Source organism: Polynucleobacter sp. AP-Melu-500A-A1, from assembly GCF_018882125.1.
Classification (GTDB): Bacteria; Pseudomonadota; Gammaproteobacteria; order Burkholderiales; family Burkholderiaceae; genus Polynucleobacter.
Map to the genome: position 1 here is coordinate 83,051 of NZ_JACVOZ010000004.1, position 19,912 is coordinate 102,962.

Below are 19,912 nucleotides of genomic sequence, written 5' to 3' on the forward strand. Positions count from 1 at the left end.
ATAATGATTTATAGTCATCTAAAACAATAAAAACATATTCAAAATAGACAAAGGAGATAGGAATGCAATTAACCATTAATGGTCAAATTCATAATATTGATGTAGAGCCGAATATGCCTTTACTTTGGGCAATTCGCGAGGTCGTTGGCTTAACAGGAACAAAGTATGGATGCGGCGTTGCTCAATGCGGTGCCTGCACTGTTTATATGAATGGTGAGCCAGTGCGCTCCTGTTCGGTGCCAGTGTCCTCTGTTGGAGCAGCTAAAATTACTACGATTGAAGCGCTCTCTAAAGATAATTCTCATCCAGTTCAAAAAGCTTGGATTGCATTGGATGTTCCTCAGTGTGGATATTGCCAATCAGGTCAAGTAATGGCAGCCGCCGCCTTACTCAAGAAAAATCCGAAGCCAACCGATGCTGATATTGATAATGCAATGTCCAATGTATGTCGTTGCGGTACTTATCAAAAGATACGGGATGGTATACATGTGGCATCTGGGCAGAAAAAATTAGCAGATGTCCTCGCACAATACGACGCTTCTCTAGCGACCCGTGGTTAAGGGAAAGATCATGAACATACAGAACAAGACTTTAGAAAACGTTTCTCGTCGCGATTTTATTATCAAGGGTACCGTGGTAGGTGGCGGCTTGATGCTGGGAATAGGCGCATTACCTGAGCTCGCTTTTGCACAAGCAGATAGTAAATATGATCCCAATACACCAACACAATTTGGTGAAGCCGAGGTCAATGCATGGGTCAGCATTAAACCAGATGAGACTGTATTTATCAGAATCGCCCGCTCCGAAATGGGCCAAGGCACGCGTACTGGTCTGGCGCAGTTAGTGACCGAAGAGTTGGAGTGCAACTGGAAAAAAGTTAAAACACAATCTGCTACCCCAGGGCAAAGCTTGGTACGCAAGCGCGTTTGGGGCGAGCATGGCACCGGTGGTAGCCGTGGAATCCGGATTTCTGAAGACTACGTTCGTCGTGGTGCAGCAGCTGCACGCATCATGCTCGTTCAGGCTGCTGCCAATCAGTGGAATGTTCCCGTTAGTGAATTAGTGGTTGATAAGGGTGTGATCACTCATGTTCCAACAGGACGTAAAACTACTTATGGAAAAGTGGCTGAGCTGGCTTCAACTTTAACTCCGCCTGATCCAAAATCCATCACCTTAAAAGATCCTAGAGCGTGGAAGGTGGCTGGACAGCCATATGCACGTATCGATACAGCCAATAAGGTTAATGGCACAAAGGTATACGGTGCAGATTTACAGCTCCCTGGCATGCTTTGCGCCGCTGTGAAATCATGCCCTGTATTTGGTGGAAAGTTAGTAAGTTATGACGAGTCTAAAGTCAAAAACCTTCGCGGCGTTAAAGGCGTTGTTAGGATCAATGACGATACTGTGGCATTGGTTGCAGATACCTGGTGGCGTGCCAAGACTGCCTTAGATGTTTTACCTATTGTATGGAATGAAGGTAAGGGTGCGAATGTTTCGCAAGCTGACATCTATACATTAATGCGCGATGGATTAGATGAGCAAGGTGATTTCTGGCAACGTAAAGAGGGGAACGCACCTGCAGCGATTTCTGGATCTGCCAAAAAAGTAGAGGCCATTTACTACACACCATTTCGTGCTCACGTCACCATGGAGCCGATGAATGCCACTGTGAAGATTACAGGTGATCGCGCAGAAGCATGGGTCCCAACGCAAAATGGGGAAGGATCTTTTGCTGCGCTATCTGAGGCCACTGGTTTCCCGCTGGAAAAGTGTGAAGTCTATAAATTAGATTCAGGTTGTGGTCTAGGTCGTCGTGGTTCTACGCAAGACTTTGTCAGATATGCCGCTAAGGTAGCCCAAGCCTATCCTGGAGTACCTGTCAAAGTCCTGTGGAGCCGTGAGGAAGATATGACGCACGATTTTTACCATCCGATAGCGATGGCAAAAATGACTGCTGGTCTTGATGGCTCCGGTAATGTTACGGGTATGCATATTAAAGTAGCTGGTCAATCCATTAATGCGCTAGCATCACCTCAATCTATCAAAGACGGTAAGGATGAGCGCCAACTTCAGGGCTTTTATGAAAAAGGTCCGGATGCTCAGTTGGGATACACCTTCCCCACTTTACTAACGGAATACGTTATGAAGAACACCCATGTGCCTGTTGGGCCATGGCGCGGCGTAAACACAAACCAAAATGGCATCTTCATGGAGTGCTTTATGGATGAGTGTGCCAAAGCTGCGGGCAAAGACCCTGTCCAATTTAGACAAGCCTTAATGCAAAGTCATCCCAAGCATTTAGGCGTCTTAAATGCTGCGGCCAAAAAAGCGAACTGGGAAAAACCATTGCCTGCTGGTCACTTTAGAGGTGTGGCTCAGTTTATGGGTTATGCCAGCTACTCCGCATGCGTTGCAGAAGTATCAGTACAAAACAATATCGTGAAGATCAATCGATTGGTATTTGCATTAAATGCTGGCCACATCGTGAATCCTTATCTCACACGTGAGCAAATTGAAGGCTCAGTTGCTATGGCCTTAGGGGCAATTTTTAATCCCGAGATTACCGTTGAGAATGGCCGCATCAAGGAGCAAAACCTAGATTCTTATCCTTTGCTCAAGCTTGCATCTACGCCACGCATCGAAACTGTGCTCGTATCTACTTATGATTTTTGGGGTGGTGTAGGAGAGCCGACGATTTGTGTGGTCGGTCCCGCCGTGGCAAATGCTATTTCTGCAGCAATTGGCAGGCCAGTACGAAACTTCCCGCTGTATAAAGAGGGATTGAGTTTAGCTTAATCGTAGTTTGATTTCTGTGAAAGCCACCGCAAGGTGGCTTTTTCTTATTCCGATATCTTTAAACGTAAGTCGTCTAATATGTCTCATGTCTTATTTAAAGCCTAGTTTCTTTATCCTTTCGTTGTTGCCCATGATTCGTCTTGTTTGGCTTGGGATGCACGATGACTTAGGTGCCAATCCGGTGGAGTGGATAACACGCTCGACAGGAACCTGGGCCTTAGTATTTTTATGCATTACTTTGGCAATGACCCCATTACGCCTCCTGACTACTTGGACAATATGGATCAAGATGCGGCGGATGTTTGGCCTCTTTTGCTTTTTTTATGCATCTATCCATTTTTTAATTTGGCTTTGGCTTGATCAGAACTTTGATTTGCATGCGATGTTAAAGGATGTCATGGATAGGCCATTTATTACAATGGGCTTTATCAGCTTTGTTTTGTTAATACCATTAGCGCTGACCTCCAATCATTGGGCTGTTCGTAGCCTAGGTAAATATTGGAGCGTGTTACACAAATTAGTGTATGTCATCGCTTGCACAGTTATTGCGCATTACTGGTGGCATAAAGCAGGCAAGAATGATGTTGGAACTGTGGCAATTTATGCCCTCGTCCTATTACTACTTCTTACCTTGAGAGTACCTAAGATTAAGCAGTATTTTAAAAAATCTACTTAGAACGTCAGTTCCGGTATTGAGGAAAGACTGAGAAGGTCTCTTGCTGTATCTGGAGTGGCATTTAACCAATCATGAAATAACTCGGGCTTTAGGGGCACGATAGTTCGTTTTTCCTCTTCCGGTTTATGAAAACGATTCATGAGGGGGTGTTCATCAGCATTGATAGTGAGCATAGAAAATGTCACTATTAATTCTCCCGTTTCGGGTTCGGTCCAGGTATCCCAGATAGAGGCAATTCCCATCGGCTCACCATTCGTTTGTCTAATTCTGGTACGAACTGCTTTACCGATTTCATAATTGGGCTCATAAAATGCATCGGCTATTGCTAATGCGTAATGTCGCTTAAGCCAAGCATTTTTATAGGATGGTTTCTCAGAAACCGTTTCTGCCCTTGCGTTATAAGTTTTTCTGCCGAAATTCCCATCCTTTGCCCATGAGGGAATTAAGCCAAAGCGTGCCAGTCCAATTGCAGTGCGTTCGGTGTTATGACTTTTCAGAACGATCGGTCCAGGATAAGTGGGAAAAACATCATGTACTGCTGAGCTTGGAAGTTCCAAGTCAAAGTGGCTCTTGACCCATTCAACGTTAACGCTAGTGAGGTATTGAACGCACATCGCTAAAAATATTCTGCCTGATGTTTTACGCTTTAGGTAGTACTTTTAGGTAGCACTGTTTGTAAAAATCGAGAGATATCACCAAGCTCTTCGTGATTCACAGAATGCTCCATTGGATATTCATTCCAGTCTACCTGGTAGCCTAATTTTTCTAATAGAGCATGGGAGGCTTGAGCACGGTCTAAGGCTACAACAGGATCATAAGTGCCATGTGCCATAAAGATGGGAGTACTTTGGTTGGCTGGGTGCTTTTCAAGATTTAGCGACATAGCTAGCGGCAGGTAACCTGAAAGGGCAATAATGCCGGCAAGTGGATGGGGTAAGCGCAAGCCAATATAAAGCGCCATCGCGCAGCCTTGAGAAAATCCCACAAGGACAATATTTTGATAAGCAATGCCACGCTGAACTTCCCTCTCAATGAGTTCTACAATAGATTTAGCTGAACGTTTGATGCCTTCACTATCTTCTTGATCCATGAGATTTCTGCCAATGATGTCATACCAGGCTGGCATGACATAGCCGCCATTCACAGTCACAGGTATGCTTGGAGCGCTTGGAAAGATAAAACGAATTGCAGGATTCTCAGGGAGATGCAACTCAGGAATGATGGGTACAAAATCGTTACCATCAGCCCCTAGGCCATGCAGCCAAATGACTGAGCAAGTGGGATTGGGTGCAGTTTCAAGTTCAATGCAAGGCAGCATGCTGGTGATCATCCGCTAGTGATTATGGATTGATCATTGTATTAGGAGTAGGCCTAATACTGCGATAGATTAGTTCTCCAGAACCACGAAGTCTCCCTGAGAAACCTTTTCTCTGAATTGAGAGAAAGAGAATAAGGCTTTGAGTTGCCTCGTGACGAGGATCTCAATTTTTCCATCAGGCGTTAGATTAGCTAGATACTCGCCAGCAGGAAAAAGTGTCACCGAACCTTCATTAGGGATGTACTCTTGGGCATCGGCTGCCTGATTTTTGGTGATTTTGATAAGCATGGCTCATCATAGGTTCTAAAAATTGATGCTACTTTTTCCCTTGCACAATTTGGAAATGATGCGCACCATCCTGGGTAATGGCATCACTACACTGCTAGACCTTTAAGCAAAAGGCTTGGTGCAGAGAGATACATAGGAAGTATATTTTTAGGCACTGTATTAGTGCAATTTCTAGCGTTTGATACAAAAATTTATCGTTTGATCAAATCAATAAAAATATTGTGCAATGCATCATTTAAGAGGGCTAGCAAATGTGAAACTTGATGCTGCCGATATTAAGCTTGCAACCTGATCTCAAATCCTTAGATATAGCGAGCAATAAATATTTTGTCGCCTTTGGGTTTGAGTTCAATCCAGACAAAATGCCCCGATCCAGGGGCTACTTCAATTGGCTCACCTTTTGTATTCCACATTGCCTCAAGAGTAATGTCTTGATTTTCAGTAGATTCCAAAATTTCTAACTTATCGCCAACAGCAAAGCGATTTTTGACATCTATTTTTACTCGTCCCAATACAGGATCTATTTCAATTACTTCACCCACATACATGCTGCGGCCAGAGAGTGAGTGACCTCTCATATAGAGTTGATACTCTTTATCGTGATGGCGTTCATAGAACCCATCGGTATAACCTCGGTTAGCAAGACCTTCAAGGTTTCCTAAGAGGGCAGGGTTCAGTGGGCGACCGGCAACAGCATCATCAATGGCAGCGCGATAAGCTTGGCTAGTACGGGCGACATAGTATGGAGATTTAGTACGACCCTCAATTTTGAAAGAGTCCACTCCCATTTTGGTGAGTCGTTCAATATGTTCAATCGCACGCAGATCTTTGGAATTCATGATGTAGGTACCATGCTCATCCTCTTCGATTGGCATGAGTTCACCAGGCTTGCCACTTTCTTCTAATAGAAAGACATCCCCGCTTGCCGCTTCTTCTGCGGGAAGTACTTTGTAATCCCAACGACAGGCATTCGTACATGCGCCTTGATTGGGATCGCGATGAGACATATAGCCTGAGAGAAGGCAACGTCCTGAGTAAGCCATGCATAAAGCGCCATGGACAAAGACTTCTAATTCCATTTCTGGACAGTCCTGCCTGACTTCTTCGATTTCATCAAAAGAAAGTTCGCGAGATAGGATCACTCTAGAAATTCCAACAGACCGCCAAAATTTGGCAGCAGCACCATTCACGGTATTGGCTTGAACCGATAAATGAATTGGCATATCTGGCCAAGCTTCTCTTGCCATCATGATGAGTCCGGGGTCGGACATGATTAAAGCATCTGGCTTTAAGTCAATGACTGAAGACATATCTTTAATATATGTGCGAGTCTTGCCGCCATGAGGTAGCACATTTGAAACGAGGTAAAACTTTTTACCAAGTGCATGGGCAGTATCAATACCCTCTTGGAGAACTTCCATCTTTCCAAAATCGTTATTGCGAACGCGAAGGGAGTAGCGGGGTTGACCTGCATAGATGGCATCAGCGCCAAAATGAAAGGCGGTCTGGAGCATATTGAGGCTACCGGCAGGGGCAAGAAGTTCTGGTATTTTCATCATCTGCTTATTTTATGAGTTTTAGCGATTAAATGAATCGATAGCCTCTGCTAGGGTCAGAATCCGCTTGGCATCCTGGATATGAAGCTCTTCTATCAATTTACCGTTTAAAACTGCTATGCCTGCGCCCGAGCTAATTGCTGCTTCATAAGCTGCAATTCTTTGCTTGGCTTCATCTATTTCTAGTGGGGAGGGGCCAAAGTGCTCATTAGCAGCCTTGATTTGATTTGGATGAATCAGGGTTTTGCCATCAAAGCCCATATCGCGCCCTTGGATGCAGGAGGCGATGAGATCGGACTCATCATCTAGGGAAAGATGAACGCCATCGAGCACACATAGTTGATGGGCTCTTGCAGCTAAAACAGCAAGGGAAAGCGCGGTTAATGACTCAACCCTTCCTGGTGTGTGCCGAGCATGCAAATCTTTTACAAGATCAGAAGTTCCCAGAACTAAAGTTTCTAGTAAGGGGTGGGCACTACAAATTTCAGGAAGCTTCAATATCGCCATAGGGGTTTCAATCATGGCCCAGATAGTGAGCTTGTGTGATGGATTCATTTGCTTCAGCAGGTTTACTAGCTCTTGAATTTGCGCGGCTGACTCAACCTTAGGTAGCAAAATTGCATCCGCTTTACTGTGTGCAAAAAATTTTAAGTCATCTATACCCCATTGGGTATTTAAGCCATTGATTCTGACAACGGCTTCACGATAGCCAAATCCAGACTCGAGAGCTGCATGAATATTATTGCGTGCTGCTGCTTTTGCATCGGGTGCAACAGCATCCTCTAAATCTAAAATCAGCGAATCTGCTGCAAGCGATTTGGCTTTTTCAAGGGCCCTGGTATTGGCGCCAGGCATATACAGCACTGAGCGTCTAGGTCGACTGGAATTCATCATCAAAATTTAGCGAGAGAGGAGTGAAAGAAGAAAGGGCATCATAACGGAAAGGGCTAATTAAATTTGCCACCGAGAAGCTCGGTCAATTTTTTGGCACTTGCTTTAACAATGGACATCTGTTTTGGGTCAAAGCGATACGTTGGCATCGTGAGCGTAATAACCCCGATGAATCCCTCTGCACTAAATACTGGGGAAGAGATCCCGGAAATTTCTTTGATCCTGTCTCCTGAAATGGCGATCCCCATGTCATCGCGTATCTGAGTAAATGCTTTACCAGGGGCACCCTCAAATGCTCTTAACACCTTACCTCCAGCACCTTTATCAATTGGCAATAGATCACCGACTTTGACATGGTCTCTCAAGGCTTGCTTGGAGTCTACGCGGTATAGGCAGAGTCGTTTCTCCCCTTGCCGTACATGAAATGCCGCACTCTCATGAGTAGATTTCATGAGGGACTCTAAGATGGGGGTGACTACGGTCTCGAGGGATTGTTGATGTTGATAGCCTGCATTGAGAGAAGCGATCGCAGGCCCTAATACATAAAGACCATCGGAACGTTTTAATACCAACATGGCATTACTTAAGGAAGCGAGCATTCTTATAGCAGTGCTTTTGTATAAACCTGTAGCTTCAGAGATTTCATTTAAAGAAAGCTCCAGATTTTTGGAAGAAAACAGACGCAATACCGCTAAGGCTTTATCTACGGCAGCCACTCCAGATACAGCGAGTGCGATTTTATCTTCGCCTTGCTTGTTAGATTTTTTGGGCATCGACAGTCTTCGCTGATTATGTTTTAATAATAGAACTATATTCTATAGGATAGAACTTAATGAATTCCGCGTCAACCGATGTTTTGATCAGTGAAGTAGGGCCAAGAGATGGTTTGCAATCCATCAAATCCATCATGCCTACAGCCCAAAAAAAGGTATGGATTGATGCTCTGTACAGAGCAGGCATTCGAGAAATTGAGGTTGCCTCATTCGTCCCAGCCAAGCTACTGCCCCAAATGGCTGATGCTGCCCAAGTAGTCGAGCATGCAAAGACTTTGCCGGGCTTAACGGTCATGGCATTAGTGCCCAATTTAAAAGGTGCTCAATCAGCCATTACAGCTGGAGTACATAAGATCACTCTACCCGTATCTGCCAGCGCCGCTCATTCTTTAGCAAATGTTCGCAAGACTCGTGAAGAAATGATTGAAGAGGTTAAAAAAATTGCTGCATTCCGAAATGAGTATGCACCTCAAGTAAAGTTAGAAGCTGGCATTGCCACGGCTTTTGGATGTACATTGCAAGGATTAGTGCCCGAGGATGATGTCATTTGGTTGGCAGAGCAAGTCATCGCAGCGGGCGCGGACGAATCTGGTCTTTCGGATACAACAGGTTATGCCAACCCTGCACAAATCAAAAGATTATTTAAGCGTTTAAAAGCGGCCATCGGTAATAAAGCTGGCGCAGCACATTTGCACAATACGCGTGGACTTGGTTTAGCAAATTGCTTGGCGGCCTATGAAGAGGGTGTCACTTCTTTTGATTCCTCCATGGGAGGTCTGGGTGGGTGTCCATATGCTCCCGGCGCTTCTGGCAATGTCGTGACTGAGGATTTGGTATTTATGTTTGAGGCAATGGGAATTAAGACGGGCATCAATCTAGATCTCTTATTTGAAGCGCGCCAACCATTACAGGCGGGCCTTCCTAATGAGTCAATTTATGGCATGGTTCCTGAAGCGGGGACGCCCAAAGGATTTGTACCTGCTAGCCAGTCCGTCTACTCATGAGTGTGAACAAACCACTTTCCCAAAATGATCTTCCCTATGCAGGGATTCGGGTAGTCGAGTTTACGCATATGGTGATGGGACCTACCTGCGGAATGATTTTGGCTGACTTAGGGGCAGAGGTAATTAAGGTTGAACCGATTGATGGTGATAAAACCAGAAATTTAATCGGTTCTGGTGCAGGATTTTTTCCGATGTTTAATCGTAATAAGAAAAGTATTGCAGTGGACATGAAGACTCCCGCAGGCATGGAGTTAGTCAGAAAATTAGTTTCTACTGCGGATGTATTGAGTGAGAACTTTAAACCTGGCACGATGGCGAAGTTGGGTTTAGATTATGAGACGCTCAAAAAGATAAATCCAAAGTTGATCTACGTATCTCATAAAGGTTTTTTACCAGGACCCTATGATCATCGCACTGCGTTGGATGAGGTGGTGCAGATGATGGGTGGCCTTGCTTATATGACGGGACCCGAGGATCGCCCTCTGCGCGCAGGCTCATCAGTTAACGACATTATGGGCGGTGTCTTTGGGGCAATCGGTGTGATGGCGGCATTAAGACAGCGAGAGCTGACTGACGAGGGTCAGGAAATTCAAAGTTCATTATTTGAGAACAATGTATTTTTGGTTGGGCAGCACATGATGCAATATGCAGTGACGGGTAAGGCAGCCAAACCAATGCCAAGCCGCATTTCTGCTTGGGCTATTTATGATGTTTTTGAAGTGGCCAATGGAGAAAAGATCTTTTTGGCAGTTGTGACTGATACCCAGTGGAAAATTTTCTGCGAGGCATTTGGTTTTGCAGATTTATATCAGGATCCGGCCTTAAAGCTCAATAATCAACGTGTTCAGGCAAGATCTACTTTGATTCCCGACATTAAGAATCGACTGGCGCAATTGACTGCAAAAGAAATCACCACCATTTTTGAAGAGAATGGCTTACCGTTTGCGCCCATTACTAGACCAGAGCAATTATTTGAAGATCCTCATCTCATCGCTACTGGAGGATTGGCTCCCATTACCTTAACGGATGGTCCAAAAGCAGGAACACAAACATCAACTCCTTTAATGCCCCTCATGATGAACGGCAAAAGATTGGGTATACGCCTAAATCCACCAAAGTCTGGTGAGCAAACCCAAGAAATTCTGAAGGAACTTGGGTATAGCGAGGATGACATTAGGAAACTGTCATCTGACGGAGCAATTGCATGAGAAAAATATGTGCGCTATTTATCGCATATATATTTTGTGCGCTATCTGCTTCCAGCTTCGCTCAAAGCTACCCTGATAAGCCCATCAAACTCATTATTCCCTATACTCCTGGCGGAGGAACTGACACCGTAGGGCGGATGCTTGCTGATAAAATATCCACCGATTTAAAGTGGACGATCTTAGTAGATAACAAGCCTGGTGCGGGTGGCAATATTGGGATGGGCTTGGTGGCAAAAGCAAAGTCTGATGGCTATACCTTGGGCATGGGTCAAACCTCTAACCTAGCAATCAATCCCGCTTTAATGTCCAAGATGCCCTTTGATGCAGTCAATGATCTTGTGCCGGTGGCATTTGTAGCTGAGGTGCCGATGGTGCTAGTGGTGACTGCAAATTCTCCCTGGAAGTCGCTAGGAGATTTGATTAAAGCAGCAAAAGCGAAACCTGATTTTTATAAGCAGGCAACTGCGGGGGCTGGCACAGTAGGGCATATTGGTGGTGAGATGTTGGCAAATAAAGCAGGCTATATCGTTTCCTATATTCCTTATAAGGGAGCTGCACCTGCCATTACCGATCTCATTGGTGGGCAAACTGACTTTATGTTTGCAACACCTCAGTCAGTATTGGGAATGATTTCTGGAGGGAAGCTTAGAGCATTAGCTGTCACCTCAGCTAATCGAGTTGCAATACTCTCTAAAGTTCCATCGATCAGTGAAGAGGGTTACAAAGGGTTTGAGGCAACTGATTGGAAAATCGTTGTCGCTCCAGCGGGCACACCTCAAGAGGTGATTAAAAAAATCAATGAGGCAGTACAAAAAGCGCTCAAGAATCCAATGCTCATTAGCAAGCTTCAAGATGAAGCAAGTTCACCGATGTATGGAGACCCAGCAACAGTCATGAAATACATTCGGGCTGAGCAGCAGGAATGGGATGCTGCAGTGAAGGCCGCAGGGATTAAATTAGATTAATCCTGAATTACAGATGCAACACGCCTGGTAATTTTCGGGGGGTGTTCGTCAATATGATAATGGTGACGCTCCTCTTGCATCTTCAGGTCTTCAGCCGTAAATCGATCAAATCTTCTTAAGTAGTCAGCCCATGTTTCAAATACAAAGTCTTCTACAAATCTTCCAGGCTGTTCAGCATCTTCAAAGAGACTCCACGAAAGAGCACCTTGCCTTAAGCGTGATTTTCTCGCTTGCCCCATGAGCTTTTTAAATTCCTCAGATTTTTCGGGGAGGATTTGATAAGTAATCGAGATCATGACAGGCCCTGCTTGCAAATCAACATCAGCCACAGGATGGGGGCGCTCGATTGGACAAACGGGTGTGAAATCTTCTAAGGGATGTTTGTCAATACGATGCTTGCGAATCAAAAATAGCGCAATCAATCCAAAAACAGAGCTAAGAAAAACGCTAGTGACAACGCCATACTCATCGGCTAACTTTCCCCAGACAGCTGCGCCTAAGGCACTTCCTCCCATTAGACCCATTTGATAAATCGACATTCCTCTTGCTCTGACCCAGCCAGGTAGAGTAAGTTGGGCTGAGGTGGTTAAAGAGTTGGCAACACTAATCCATGCGACACCACAGACCATCATGAGTAGTGATCCAAGCCATAAGTCTGGTGCCAGCACTACTCCGGTAGAGGCAATTGTGAGGGTGATTAAGCCATAGGTAATCAGGTCGCTTGATTTGAGATATTTTCTCAAACGTGGCAATTGCGAGCCTGCGATGATTGCCCCCAGACCAAGAGAAGCAAGTAAGAGGGTGAAGGTATGCGCATCCCCTTGAAAATGCGTTTTAGCTATCACTGGCAATAAGGCAATCAGGCCAGTGGACTGAAAGAAGAATAAAAAAGCACGACCAATAATCGTGCGCATCCGATTAGACTGCCATGCATATTGCATACCTACCCGCATGGCTCCTACAAAGCGCTCACCAGGCAATGTGCTGACATAGTTTTGATATTTCCAACGCATCACAACCACTGTGGTGATGAGGGATAAAACCATATTTAATGCAAACACATAAGTACTACCGGCAGTGGCAATAATGGCTCCAGCGGTTAATGGGCCAACAATCCTAGAGGTATTCATTGCAATGGCATTGAGTGCTAATGCTGAAGAGAGTGACTCACGCGGAACAATTTCAGGAACGATTGCTGCAAAGATTGGCCAACGCATTGCCAAACCGATACCATTGGTAAATGTTAGAAAGAGCAATAGATAAGGGCTTAACACTCCAAATGCTAAAGACAGCATCAAAGCGGTTGCATTGGTAGCTAACCAAATTTGCGCAAATACAAAGTAGTGCTTGCGGTTAATGATGTCTGCCATCGCGCCGCTAGGTACACCAAGCAGCAAAACAGGCAAGCTCGATGCGGTTTGAACCAAAGCAATCAAAGTTGCAGAAGTAGTTAATGAAGTCATGGTCCATGCTGCGGCCACATCGTTCATCCACATGCAAATATTGGCTGTTAACCAAACCAACCAGAGAGACCGAAATACTGTATGCCTTAAAGGCGCAAGCCATCCCTCAGATATTAAGGATTGGGTAGGTAATGGCTTCATGACGAATGCTGCTTAAACGCGCTCTATCACCATTGCAATACCTTGACCCACGCCAATACACATAGTGCAAAGTGCAAAGCGTTTTTGCTTTTCTTCTAACTCGACTAAGGCTGTTGTGATGAGGCGTGCACCACTCATACCTAAGGGATGTCCCAATGCAATTGCGCCACCGTTTGGATTTACCCGGGCATCATCATCGGCTACGCCTAACTCACGTAGGGTTGCAAGGCCTTGCGCTGCGAAAGCTTCGTTCAGTTCGATGACATCAATTTGATCGATGCTCATCCCTAAGCGCTTCAGTAATTTTTGGGAGGCTGGTGCAGGACCAATGCCCATAATGCGTGGGGGCACTCCAGCAGTCCCCATACCGATAATCTTCGCTCTTGGTTTAAGCCCATACTTTTTTACAGCATCTTCGCTAGCAAGCAATAGAGCACATGCGCCATCATTGACGCCAGATGCATTGCCTGCGGTGACTGTGCCATCAGGTCGAACAATGGGCTTGAGTTTGCTCAGGGCGTCAATGGTGGTGGCGCGCGGATGCTCGTCTTGAGAAACAACAATAGGATCCCCTTTTTTCTGGGGAATGATTACTGGTGTAATTTCTTTTGCTAGGCGACCACTTACTTGTGATGCCGCTGCTTTATTTTGACTTCTCAAAGCCATTTGATCCTGATCGGCTCGATTGATCTTGTAATCATCGGCAACATTTTCTGCAGTTTCAGGCATGGAATCTACGCCATGAGCGCTCTTCATCAGCGGATTGATAAAGCGCCAACCGATTGTGGTATCTTGAAGAGACTGACTTCTTAAAAATGCCGTATCTGCTTTGCCCATAACAAAAGGTGCGCGACTCATACTTTCAACACCTCCGGCAATCGCTAAGCCAATCTCACCAGCAGCAATTGCTCTTGCAGCCGTGCCGACTGCATCCATACCAGAACCGCATAAGCGGTTAATAGTGGCGCCTGGAATCTGAGGTGAGAGACCTGCTAACAAGGCGCTCATTCGAGCAACATTGCGATTGTCTTCTCCCGCTTGATTCGCGCAGCCATAAATGACTTCGTCTACTTCATCCCATTTGACTTGCGGGTTTCTTTGCATCAATGCCTTGATTGGAATAGCACCCAAGTCATCAGCACGCACGCTAGATAATGAGCCAGCATAACGGCCAATCGGAGTTCTTATTGCATCGCAGATGTATACAGGGTTCATATTGATTAACTTAGTTTTAGTTTGTGGAGTTCGAATTCGATCTTATTTTTTAATTCAAAAAGTGCAGGGCTATAGTTTTCCGAGTGATCAACCAATTTACTTTCTGCTGGCGTACTTAAATTGAGAGAAGCATAGCTTCCATTGAGTAGTTGAACAGACGTCGAGATTGCTGAAATTTCCGGGAGCCAATTAGCAACACAATACCCCTTCTCTGACATTGATTCTATTGCCTCATGAATCTCTTGCTCTATTTGAGCCCAATTTTTGATTTTCTGTTTTTTTAATTCCAGAAGAATCTGCGTTCTGCTATCAGGGTCTAATTTTGCAATCCAGGCTCTGCCCAAGGAGGTTCGTTCAATGGGCACTCTTTGCCCTGCTGCTACTGTTCTCAAGGCAATATTCTTTGTATAACGGATAGATTCAAGATAGACCATTTCTAGTCTATCTGCCACGGCAAGGCCAACATTGAGCTTTAATTTTTCTGAAGCTTTACGCATTAAGGGTTCCGCAATCTTGATTTCAGCAGAGCCCGTCTTGAAGGCGTGACTTAAACACAGAACAGTGGGAGCCAAGCGATAGGCTTGGCGGCTTGGATCGTGTTCTAAAAACCCAGAAAGAACTAGGGTCTGGGTTAAACGGCTAATGGTGGAGGGGGGTAAACCCGTCCGCTCTGCTATCTCACTATTTCCTAGCAAGCCCATTCCTGGCTTAAAGCAACGCAGGATCTCTATCCCCCTGATGAGGGAGCGGTTGGTTTTGGAGCTGGGTTTAGCTAATTCCATCTAGTGGAATTAAACCATAATTTTTACTGCGAGTTGTCGCATACTCTTTTGCACCGCATTAAATAGATAAAAGTAGGAGATTGGATTGAATTCTTTAAGGATCTCATATGGAAGAATGGCTCTGGTTTTTGCTATTTTGGGATTTTCTTCCGCATTCGCGGCATATCCTGATCGCCCTATCAAAGTGATTGTTCCATTTGCACCAGGCGGAGGAACAGACTTAGTGGCTAGAACATTGAGTGTGCCGATGGCTGATGACTTAAAGCAGTCCATCGTCATCGATAACAAACCAGGCGGTAGCACCATCATTGGAACAGATGCATTGGCTAAAAGTCCGGCAGATGGGTATACCTTGGTAGTAGCTACATTGGCCCATGCTGTTAACCCAAGCCTGAAAGCAAAGTTGCCCTACTCACAAGACAAAGATTTTGCTCCAGTGATTTTAGTTGGCATCTCTCCAAATGTTGTAGTGGTTTCAGCGGATAGTCCATACAAAACATTTAAAGAATTTTTTGCTGCAGCAAAAGCAAATCCCGGAAAACTTTCTTATGCCTCACAAGGTGGCGGTACTTCCGCGCATCTTGCCGGTGAACTTTTTAATTCGATTGCTGGTACTAAGCTGACACATATTCCTTACAAAGGTGCAGGACCAGCCTTAACAGATGTCATTGGTGGCCAGGTGGATGTGATGTTTGCTACTGCATCTGCTGTTGGCAGTCTTGTAGATAGCGGTAAATTGCGTGCGCTTGCCGTTACAACTCCAGCACGCTCGCCTTCGCCCCAATTATCAATGCTTCCAACGGTTGCAGAAAGTGGTGTTCCAGGATATTCGGCTGGCAGTTGGTATGGCTACTTTGCTCCAGCAGGAACCCCGCCTGATGTGATTAATAAACTCAATGTTTCCATCAAAAAGGGGACTCAAACCTCGGCATTTAAAACTCGAGTCGAGAGTGAGGGTCTGATTATTAAAGCAGGCTCACCAGAAGAGTTTGCGAAGTTTGTAAAAGCAGAAGAGTTGCGTTGGCAAAAAGTAATTAAAGATGCCAATATCAGCGCAGATTAAAAATATTCAGCAAGGAAATAAGATGACTTTTCAATTGATTGAACTCAGTGTAGAAAATAGTATTGCGACACTACGTTTAAATCGTCCCGAAAAACGCAATGCGATGAGCGATGCTATGCGCACAGAATTTATCGAAGCCTTAGAGATGGTTGCAGCAGATAAAGCGATTCGTGCGCTGGTTTTAACTGGCAATGGCAAAGGATTTTGTGCTGGTGGCGATATTGCTGGTATGGAAAAGCGTATGAAAGCGCCGGCAGGTGAAGTTGGCTTTAATGGTTGGCATCGCCAACAAGGTGTTCACCGCGCAGTATCCCTCTTGCATACGATGCCAAAACCTACGATAGCCGCCGTGAATGGACCTGCTTCTGGTTTGGGGGCAGATACTGCCTTGGCATGCGATTTTATTATGGCTTCTGAGGGGGCAAACTTTACTTGGTCCTATATCAATCGCGGCATTATTCCTGATGGCGGAGGGATGTATTTTCTACCTAGACGCGTAGGCTTGGTAAAGGCCAAAGAATTGATATTTAGCGGTAGAAAAGTAGATCTAGAAGAAGCTACTCAGATTGGTATTGTCGATCGCGTTAGCAAGACAGATTCTTTGGTTTCGGATGCGCAAGCTTGGGCTAAGGAACTGAGCAAAGGTTCTGCTACTGCGCTTGCCTTAGGTAAAACCATCCTAAATCAAACATTTGAAATGACTGCAGCGCAAATATTTGCTCAAGGCAGTCAGGCGCAAGGCATTTGCTATACCAGTACAGAGCATCGCGAATCTGTCATGGCCTTTCTGGATAAAGCGGCTGCTGCAAAAAATAAATAGGACTGAAAGATGGGCAATGCAATTTTGAATTTAATGGAGCCACGCAGTATTGCGGTCATTGGGGCTTCAACAGATCCTAAGAAAACTGCTGGTAGGCCGATAGCCTACTTACAAAAGCATCACTTCAAAGGAAAAATTTATCCTGTTAATCCAAGGGTGGAAGAGATTGCTGGCTTGAAGTGTTATCCCGACATCAGCTCTTTGCCAGAGACGCCAGACGTAGCCATCATTATGGTGGGGACTGATAAGGCGCTTAGCGCAGTGCAAGAGCTATCCCAGTTAGGAACACCAGCAGCTATCGTGCTGACTAGTGGGTTTGCCGAGCATGGACCCGAGGGTCTGAAGAAGCAAGAAGAATTAATTGCTGCTGCAGGTGCGATGCGAATTCTGGGTCCCAATACGATTGGGATGGTTAATGTCACGGACGATATCCCTTTGTCACCCAGTAGTGCTTTGGAGATGGATGAGTTTCCAAAGGGCGGAGTGAGCGTCATTTCACAGAGCGGCGGTATTTTGGGATCATTACTATCTCGTGCTGCAGCCTCTGGCCTAGGGCTTTCTAAATTAGTTTCTACAAGTAATGAAGCAGATTTGGGTATGGCCGATTTTGTTGATTATTTAACGGATGATCCTAGTACTAAGGTTATTGTTCTTTATATAGAAAGTATTCGCCATCCCGAAAAATTTCGTGCTGCTGCATTAAGAGCAAGACTAGCTGGTAAGCCGATTGTGGTTTACAAGGTTGGAAAATCGGAAGCCGGTATTAAAGCAGCGGTTTCACATACAGGCGCTTTAGCGGGTAGCGACAAAATGTATGACGCTTTGTTTAAGCAAACTGGGATTATTCGCGCGAACAAGTTCTCCGATTTTTTAGATATCCCAGCGGCACTGTCATCTGGCAGGGTTTTAAAAGGTAAGCGCGTTGCTATTCTGACTTCAACAGGTGGCGCAGGGACTTTAGTTGCAGATAGCCTGGGTGAATGGGGTTTTGAAACACCGGTTCCGGATGAGAAAACTGCTGAGCGCCTACGTGCTTTGCAGTCAGGAGATCAGGCAGTATTAGATCGCAATCCAATTGATGTCACCCTAGCAGGATTGCAACCGGATTTATTGCGTGGTGCAATCAGTGCTTTGTTAGATAGTCCTAGCTATGACGCTTTGATTTTGATTTTAGGGTCTTCTAGTCTTTCAATGCCAGATTTAATGGCTAGTGCAGTACGCGACTGTATGCAGTCTAGCGACAAACCTGTCATTGCGTATGTTAGCCCCCATGCACCGATTGCAGGTGCGCTGATGACGAAGCTTGGTGTGCCTGCATTCTCTCAACCTGAGAGTTGTAGCGTCGCTTTGTCAAGCATGTTGCATGCTAGTGGCTTACGTGGTGTTATTGCACAGACAGGTGCTGTAGCAACTATGCCAGTAGGTCTTGATATTGCCTCTTTGCATGGTTTATTGAATGAGTATCAAGCTAAGAATCTATTCTCCACTTTTGATATTCCGGGTGTGCGTGAGGTGGTGGTAGATGCCGCTAACCCAAATTTAGAATCCTTGAAAGGCCTTGGTGATAAATGCGTTCTCAAGATTTTGTCTAATGAGATTACGCATAAAACTGAAGTTGGTGGAGTAGCGCTAAATATAGCTATCACCGACATCCCAAGCAAGCTCCTTACTATGGCTGCAGAGGTAAAGACCAATTCAGGTTCAAGTATTAAAGAGTTCCTGGTACAAGAAATGGCTGCTGGTGGACAAGAACTCATGGTGGGCATGCATCAAGACCCCTTGGGAACAGCTATTTTGGTCGGTATGGGAGGTGTAACAGCAGAACTCTTTAAAGATACCAGTATGCGTTTGATTTCTCCAGGTAAAGCTTTGAGTAAAGAAGAGGTTTTGGAAATGTTACAAGAGCTCAAAACTTGGCCCTTATTAAATGGGTATCGTGGCAGAGTGCAGTGTGACCTCAATGCTCTTGTCAAAGCGATCGTACAATTTTCAGAAATGGTTGCTGTCTTAGGCGAGCGCCTGATTGAGTGTGAGATTAATCCCATCTTTGTATTTGCTCAGGGACAAGGGGTTAAGGCCGCTGATGGTATCGCTGTTTTAACTTAAACCATATCCAATTGATTGAAATGACACAAGCACTAGCCAATAAAACTCAGCACATTCCTTACCGGGATGGGTTTGTCGCATGGCACGAATTCGGTCAACCTATATCAAATCGCTTGCCATTAATTCTCTTGCATGGAGGTCACGGTAGTTGGGAGCATTGGGCGCGCAATGTTGAAGTGTTAGCAGAACACTTTCATGTATTTGTGCCGGATATGCCAGGCTTTGGAGAGTCGACATACTTTGATAGTCAATTCCAGCCTGGGATGATAGAACCGATGATAGCCACCATGAATACTTTGCTTGGTGAAAATCAATTAATTAATATTGCTGGTTTTTCGTTTGGTGGATTTGTGGCAGCCCATTTGGCTAATCAGCGAAAACAGATTTCAAAATTAGCTCTCTTAGGAAGTGCGGGTCATGGCGGCCCGCGCCGCCCAAGAGGTGAGTTACTGGCTTGGAGAGAAATTCAGGCTAGTGGCGACACCCAAAGATTGAGTGAAGTCATGCGTGAGAATCTATATCTGCAAATGATCAGTACTTATGACAGGATAGATTCTGAAGCAATTCGTATTCATCAAGATGCTTGTATTGCCACCAGCTTTAAAAGTAAACCGATTGCCAGACCAGGCGGCTTAGCAGAACAGCTTGAGCAATTTTCCGGCCCCATTCTTTTAATATGGGGAGAACACGATATTACTTGTACCCCAGAATATCTCATTGAAAATTTAGTGAGTGGATGGAGTAATAGATCGCAAGAGCTCGTTATTGATGCCGGGCATTGGGTTCAATATGAAAGACCAGATCAAATTAATGCTAGCTTGATTCGATGGTTTGAGTGAGCTAAAAA

19 protein-coding genes are annotated in these 19,912 nt (G+C 45.1%); 10 read left to right on the forward strand and 9 right to left on the reverse strand.

Going from position 1 to position 19,912, the window contains the following annotated elements; genetic code table 11:
* The first annotated feature begins 62 nt into the window (after positions 1-62).
* From ICN38_RS09995 to msrQ, 3 genes are all read left to right on the forward strand, one after another.
* A complete protein-coding gene (locus ICN38_RS09995) occupies positions 63-560 on the forward strand; it encodes a (2Fe-2S)-binding protein (RefSeq protein WP_216256948.1) in 498 nt (165 codons plus the stop codon).
* Positions 561-570: 10 nt separating this feature from the next.
* The gene (locus ICN38_RS10000) at positions 571-2,796 is read left to right on the forward strand and encodes a xanthine dehydrogenase family protein molybdopterin-binding subunit (protein ID WP_216256949.1); all 2,226 of its coding nucleotides are present in this window, start codon (positions 571-573) and stop codon (positions 2,794-2,796) included.
* A gap of 130 nt (positions 2,797-2,926) precedes the next feature.
* A complete protein-coding gene (msrQ, locus tag ICN38_RS10005; protein WP_255562815.1) occupies positions 2,927-3,472 on the forward strand; it encodes a protein-methionine-sulfoxide reductase heme-binding subunit MsrQ in 546 nt (181 codons plus the stop codon).
* On the opposite strand, the gene ICN38_RS10010 is transcribed toward msrQ, so the two are convergent.
* From ICN38_RS10010 to ICN38_RS10035, 6 genes are all read right to left on the reverse strand, one after another.
* Positions 3,469-4,086, reverse strand: a complete 618-nt coding sequence (locus ICN38_RS10010) for an SOS response-associated peptidase (protein WP_216256951.1) — start codon at positions 4,084-4,086, stop codon at positions 3,469-3,471. The two genes, msrQ and ICN38_RS10010, sit on opposite strands and share 4 nt — an antisense overlap.
* A gap of 32 nt (positions 4,087-4,118) precedes the next feature.
* Complete coding sequence (locus tag ICN38_RS10015) at positions 4,119-4,790, reverse strand: alpha/beta hydrolase (protein WP_255562816.1); 672 nt, start codon at positions 4,788-4,790, stop codon at positions 4,119-4,121.
* A gap of 69 nt (positions 4,791-4,859) precedes the next feature.
* Entirely contained in the window at positions 4,860-5,078 is a 219-nt protein-coding gene (locus ICN38_RS10020; RefSeq protein ID WP_216256953.1) for a hypothetical protein, read from the reverse strand.
* A 302-nt stretch (positions 5,079-5,380) separates the two neighbouring features.
* A complete protein-coding gene (locus ICN38_RS10025; protein ID WP_370624395.1) occupies positions 5,381-6,637 on the reverse strand; it encodes a U32 family peptidase in 1,257 nt (418 codons plus the stop codon).
* An 18-nt stretch (positions 6,638-6,655) separates the two neighbouring features.
* On the reverse strand, positions 6,656-7,528 hold the full coding sequence (locus ICN38_RS10030) for a CoA ester lyase (RefSeq protein WP_216256954.1): 873 nt from the start codon (positions 7,526-7,528) through the stop codon (positions 6,656-6,658).
* A 53-nt stretch (positions 7,529-7,581) separates the two neighbouring features.
* Positions 7,582-8,298 carry an IclR family transcriptional regulator gene (locus ICN38_RS10035; RefSeq protein WP_216256955.1) on the reverse strand — a complete coding sequence of 239 codons (717 nt, stop codon included), beginning with the start codon at positions 8,296-8,298 and terminating at the stop codon, positions 7,582-7,584.
* 59 nt (positions 8,299-8,357) lie between these two features.
* On the opposite strand from ICN38_RS10035, the gene ICN38_RS10040 reads away from it, so the two are divergent.
* Genes ICN38_RS10040 through ICN38_RS10050 form a run of 3 tightly spaced genes read left to right on the forward strand, consistent with a single transcriptional unit; the run spans position 8,358 to position 11,475 of the window.
* Positions 8,358-9,302, forward strand: coding sequence for a hydroxymethylglutaryl-CoA lyase (locus ICN38_RS10040; RefSeq protein WP_216256956.1), 945 nt, complete (start codon positions 8,358-8,360; stop codon positions 9,300-9,302).
* Positions 9,299-10,510, forward strand: a complete 1,212-nt coding sequence (locus tag ICN38_RS10045) for a CaiB/BaiF CoA-transferase family protein (protein WP_216256957.1) — start codon at positions 9,299-9,301, stop codon at positions 10,508-10,510. The genes ICN38_RS10040 and ICN38_RS10045 overlap by 4 nt, the downstream gene beginning before the upstream one ends.
* The gene (locus ICN38_RS10050) at positions 10,507-11,475 is read left to right on the forward strand and encodes a tripartite tricarboxylate transporter substrate binding protein (protein ID WP_216256958.1); all 969 of its coding nucleotides are present in this window, start codon (positions 10,507-10,509) and stop codon (positions 11,473-11,475) included. Before ICN38_RS10045 ends, ICN38_RS10050 begins: the two co-directional genes overlap by 4 nt.
* On the opposite strand, the gene ICN38_RS10055 is transcribed toward ICN38_RS10050, so the two are convergent.
* Genes ICN38_RS10055 through ICN38_RS10065 form a run of 3 tightly spaced genes read right to left on the reverse strand, consistent with a single transcriptional unit; the run spans position 11,472 to position 15,076 of the window.
* Positions 11,472-13,079 carry an MFS transporter gene (locus ICN38_RS10055; protein WP_216256959.1) on the reverse strand — a complete coding sequence of 536 codons (1,608 nt, stop codon included), beginning with the start codon at positions 13,077-13,079 and terminating at the stop codon, positions 11,472-11,474. The genes ICN38_RS10050 and ICN38_RS10055 overlap by 4 nt on opposite strands.
* A gap of 12 nt (positions 13,080-13,091) precedes the next feature.
* The gene (gene pcaF / locus ICN38_RS10060) at positions 13,092-14,294 is read right to left on the reverse strand and encodes a 3-oxoadipyl-CoA thiolase (RefSeq protein WP_216256960.1); all 1,203 of its coding nucleotides are present in this window, start codon (positions 14,292-14,294) and stop codon (positions 13,092-13,094) included.
* 5 nt (positions 14,295-14,299) lie between these two features.
* Entirely contained in the window at positions 14,300-15,076 is a 777-nt protein-coding gene (locus ICN38_RS10065; protein WP_216256961.1) for an IclR family transcriptional regulator, read from the reverse strand.
* 115 nt (positions 15,077-15,191) lie between these two features.
* Between ICN38_RS10065 and ICN38_RS10070 the strand changes: the two genes are divergently transcribed.
* Genes ICN38_RS10070 through ICN38_RS10085 form a run of 4 tightly spaced genes read left to right on the forward strand, consistent with a single transcriptional unit; the run spans position 15,192 to position 19,904 of the window.
* Entirely contained in the window at positions 15,192-16,139 is a 948-nt protein-coding gene (locus ICN38_RS10070; protein ID WP_216256962.1) for a tripartite tricarboxylate transporter substrate binding protein, read from the forward strand.
* 22 nt (positions 16,140-16,161) lie between these two features.
* Complete coding sequence (locus ICN38_RS10075) at positions 16,162-16,959, forward strand: enoyl-CoA hydratase/isomerase family protein (protein WP_216256963.1); 798 nt, start codon at positions 16,162-16,164, stop codon at positions 16,957-16,959.
* Between the two features lie 9 nt (positions 16,960-16,968).
* Positions 16,969-19,065 (forward strand): acetate--CoA ligase family protein, encoded by a 2,097-nt coding sequence (locus ICN38_RS10080; protein ID WP_216256964.1) that lies wholly within the window; start codon positions 16,969-16,971, stop codon positions 19,063-19,065.
* Between the two features lie 20 nt (positions 19,066-19,085).
* Positions 19,086-19,904: an alpha/beta fold hydrolase gene (locus ICN38_RS10085; RefSeq protein WP_216256965.1), complete on the forward strand. Its 819-nt coding sequence runs from the start codon at positions 19,086-19,088 to the stop codon at positions 19,902-19,904.
* Positions 19,905-19,912 lie beyond the last annotated feature (8 nt).

What these genes read in the sequence shown, in the direction of transcription:
- ICN38_RS10015 (WP_255562816.1), bottom strand. Translation starts at nt 4,790, where the DNA reads ATGCTGCCTTGCATTGAACTTGAAACTGCACCCAATCCCACTTGCTCA.
- ICN38_RS10045 (WP_216256957.1), top strand. Translation starts at nt 9,299, where the DNA reads ATGAGTGTGAACAAACCACTTTCCCAAAATGATCTTCCCTATGCAGGG.
- ICN38_RS10085 (WP_216256965.1), top strand. Translation starts at nt 19,086, where the DNA reads ATGACACAAGCACTAGCCAATAAAACTCAGCACATTCCTTACCGGGAT.
- ICN38_RS10050 (WP_216256958.1), top strand. Translation starts at nt 10,507, where the DNA reads ATGAGAAAAATATGTGCGCTATTTATCGCATATATATTTTGTGCGCTA.
- ICN38_RS10070 (WP_216256962.1), top strand. Translation starts at nt 15,192, where the DNA reads ATGGCTCTGGTTTTTGCTATTTTGGGATTTTCTTCCGCATTCGCGGCA.
- ICN38_RS10065 (WP_216256961.1), bottom strand. Translation starts at nt 15,076, where the DNA reads ATGGAATTAGCTAAACCCAGCTCCAAAACCAACCGCTCCCTCATCAGG.
- ICN38_RS10020 (WP_216256953.1), bottom strand. Translation starts at nt 5,078, where the DNA reads ATGCTTATCAAAATCACCAAAAATCAGGCAGCCGATGCCCAAGAGTAC.
- ICN38_RS10075 (WP_216256963.1), top strand. Translation starts at nt 16,162, where the DNA reads ATGACTTTTCAATTGATTGAACTCAGTGTAGAAAATAGTATTGCGACA.
- ICN38_RS09995 (WP_216256948.1), top strand. Translation starts at nt 63, where the DNA reads ATGCAATTAACCATTAATGGTCAAATTCATAATATTGATGTAGAGCCG.
- ICN38_RS10055 (WP_216256959.1), bottom strand. Translation starts at nt 13,079, where the DNA reads ATGAAGCCATTACCTACCCAATCCTTAATATCTGAGGGATGGCTTGCG.
- msrQ (WP_255562815.1), top strand. Translation starts at nt 2,927, where the DNA reads ATGATTCGTCTTGTTTGGCTTGGGATGCACGATGACTTAGGTGCCAAT.
- ICN38_RS10040 (WP_216256956.1), top strand. Translation starts at nt 8,358, where the DNA reads ATGAATTCCGCGTCAACCGATGTTTTGATCAGTGAAGTAGGGCCAAGA.
- ICN38_RS10010 (WP_216256951.1), bottom strand. Translation starts at nt 4,086, where the DNA reads ATGTGCGTTCAATACCTCACTAGCGTTAACGTTGAATGGGTCAAGAGC.
- pcaF (WP_216256960.1), bottom strand. Translation starts at nt 14,294, where the DNA reads ATGAACCCTGTATACATCTGCGATGCAATAAGAACTCCGATTGGCCGT.
- ICN38_RS10000 (WP_216256949.1), top strand. Translation starts at nt 571, where the DNA reads ATGAACATACAGAACAAGACTTTAGAAAACGTTTCTCGTCGCGATTTT.
- ICN38_RS10035 (WP_216256955.1), bottom strand. Translation starts at nt 8,298, where the DNA reads ATGCCCAAAAAATCTAACAAGCAAGGCGAAGATAAAATCGCACTCGCT.
- ICN38_RS10080 (WP_216256964.1), top strand. Translation starts at nt 16,969, where the DNA reads ATGGGCAATGCAATTTTGAATTTAATGGAGCCACGCAGTATTGCGGTC.
- ICN38_RS10030 (WP_216256954.1), bottom strand. Translation starts at nt 7,528, where the DNA reads ATGATGAATTCCAGTCGACCTAGACGCTCAGTGCTGTATATGCCTGGC.
- ICN38_RS10025 (WP_370624395.1), bottom strand. Translation starts at nt 6,637, where the DNA reads ATGATGAAAATACCAGAACTTCTTGCCCCTGCCGGTAGCCTCAATATG.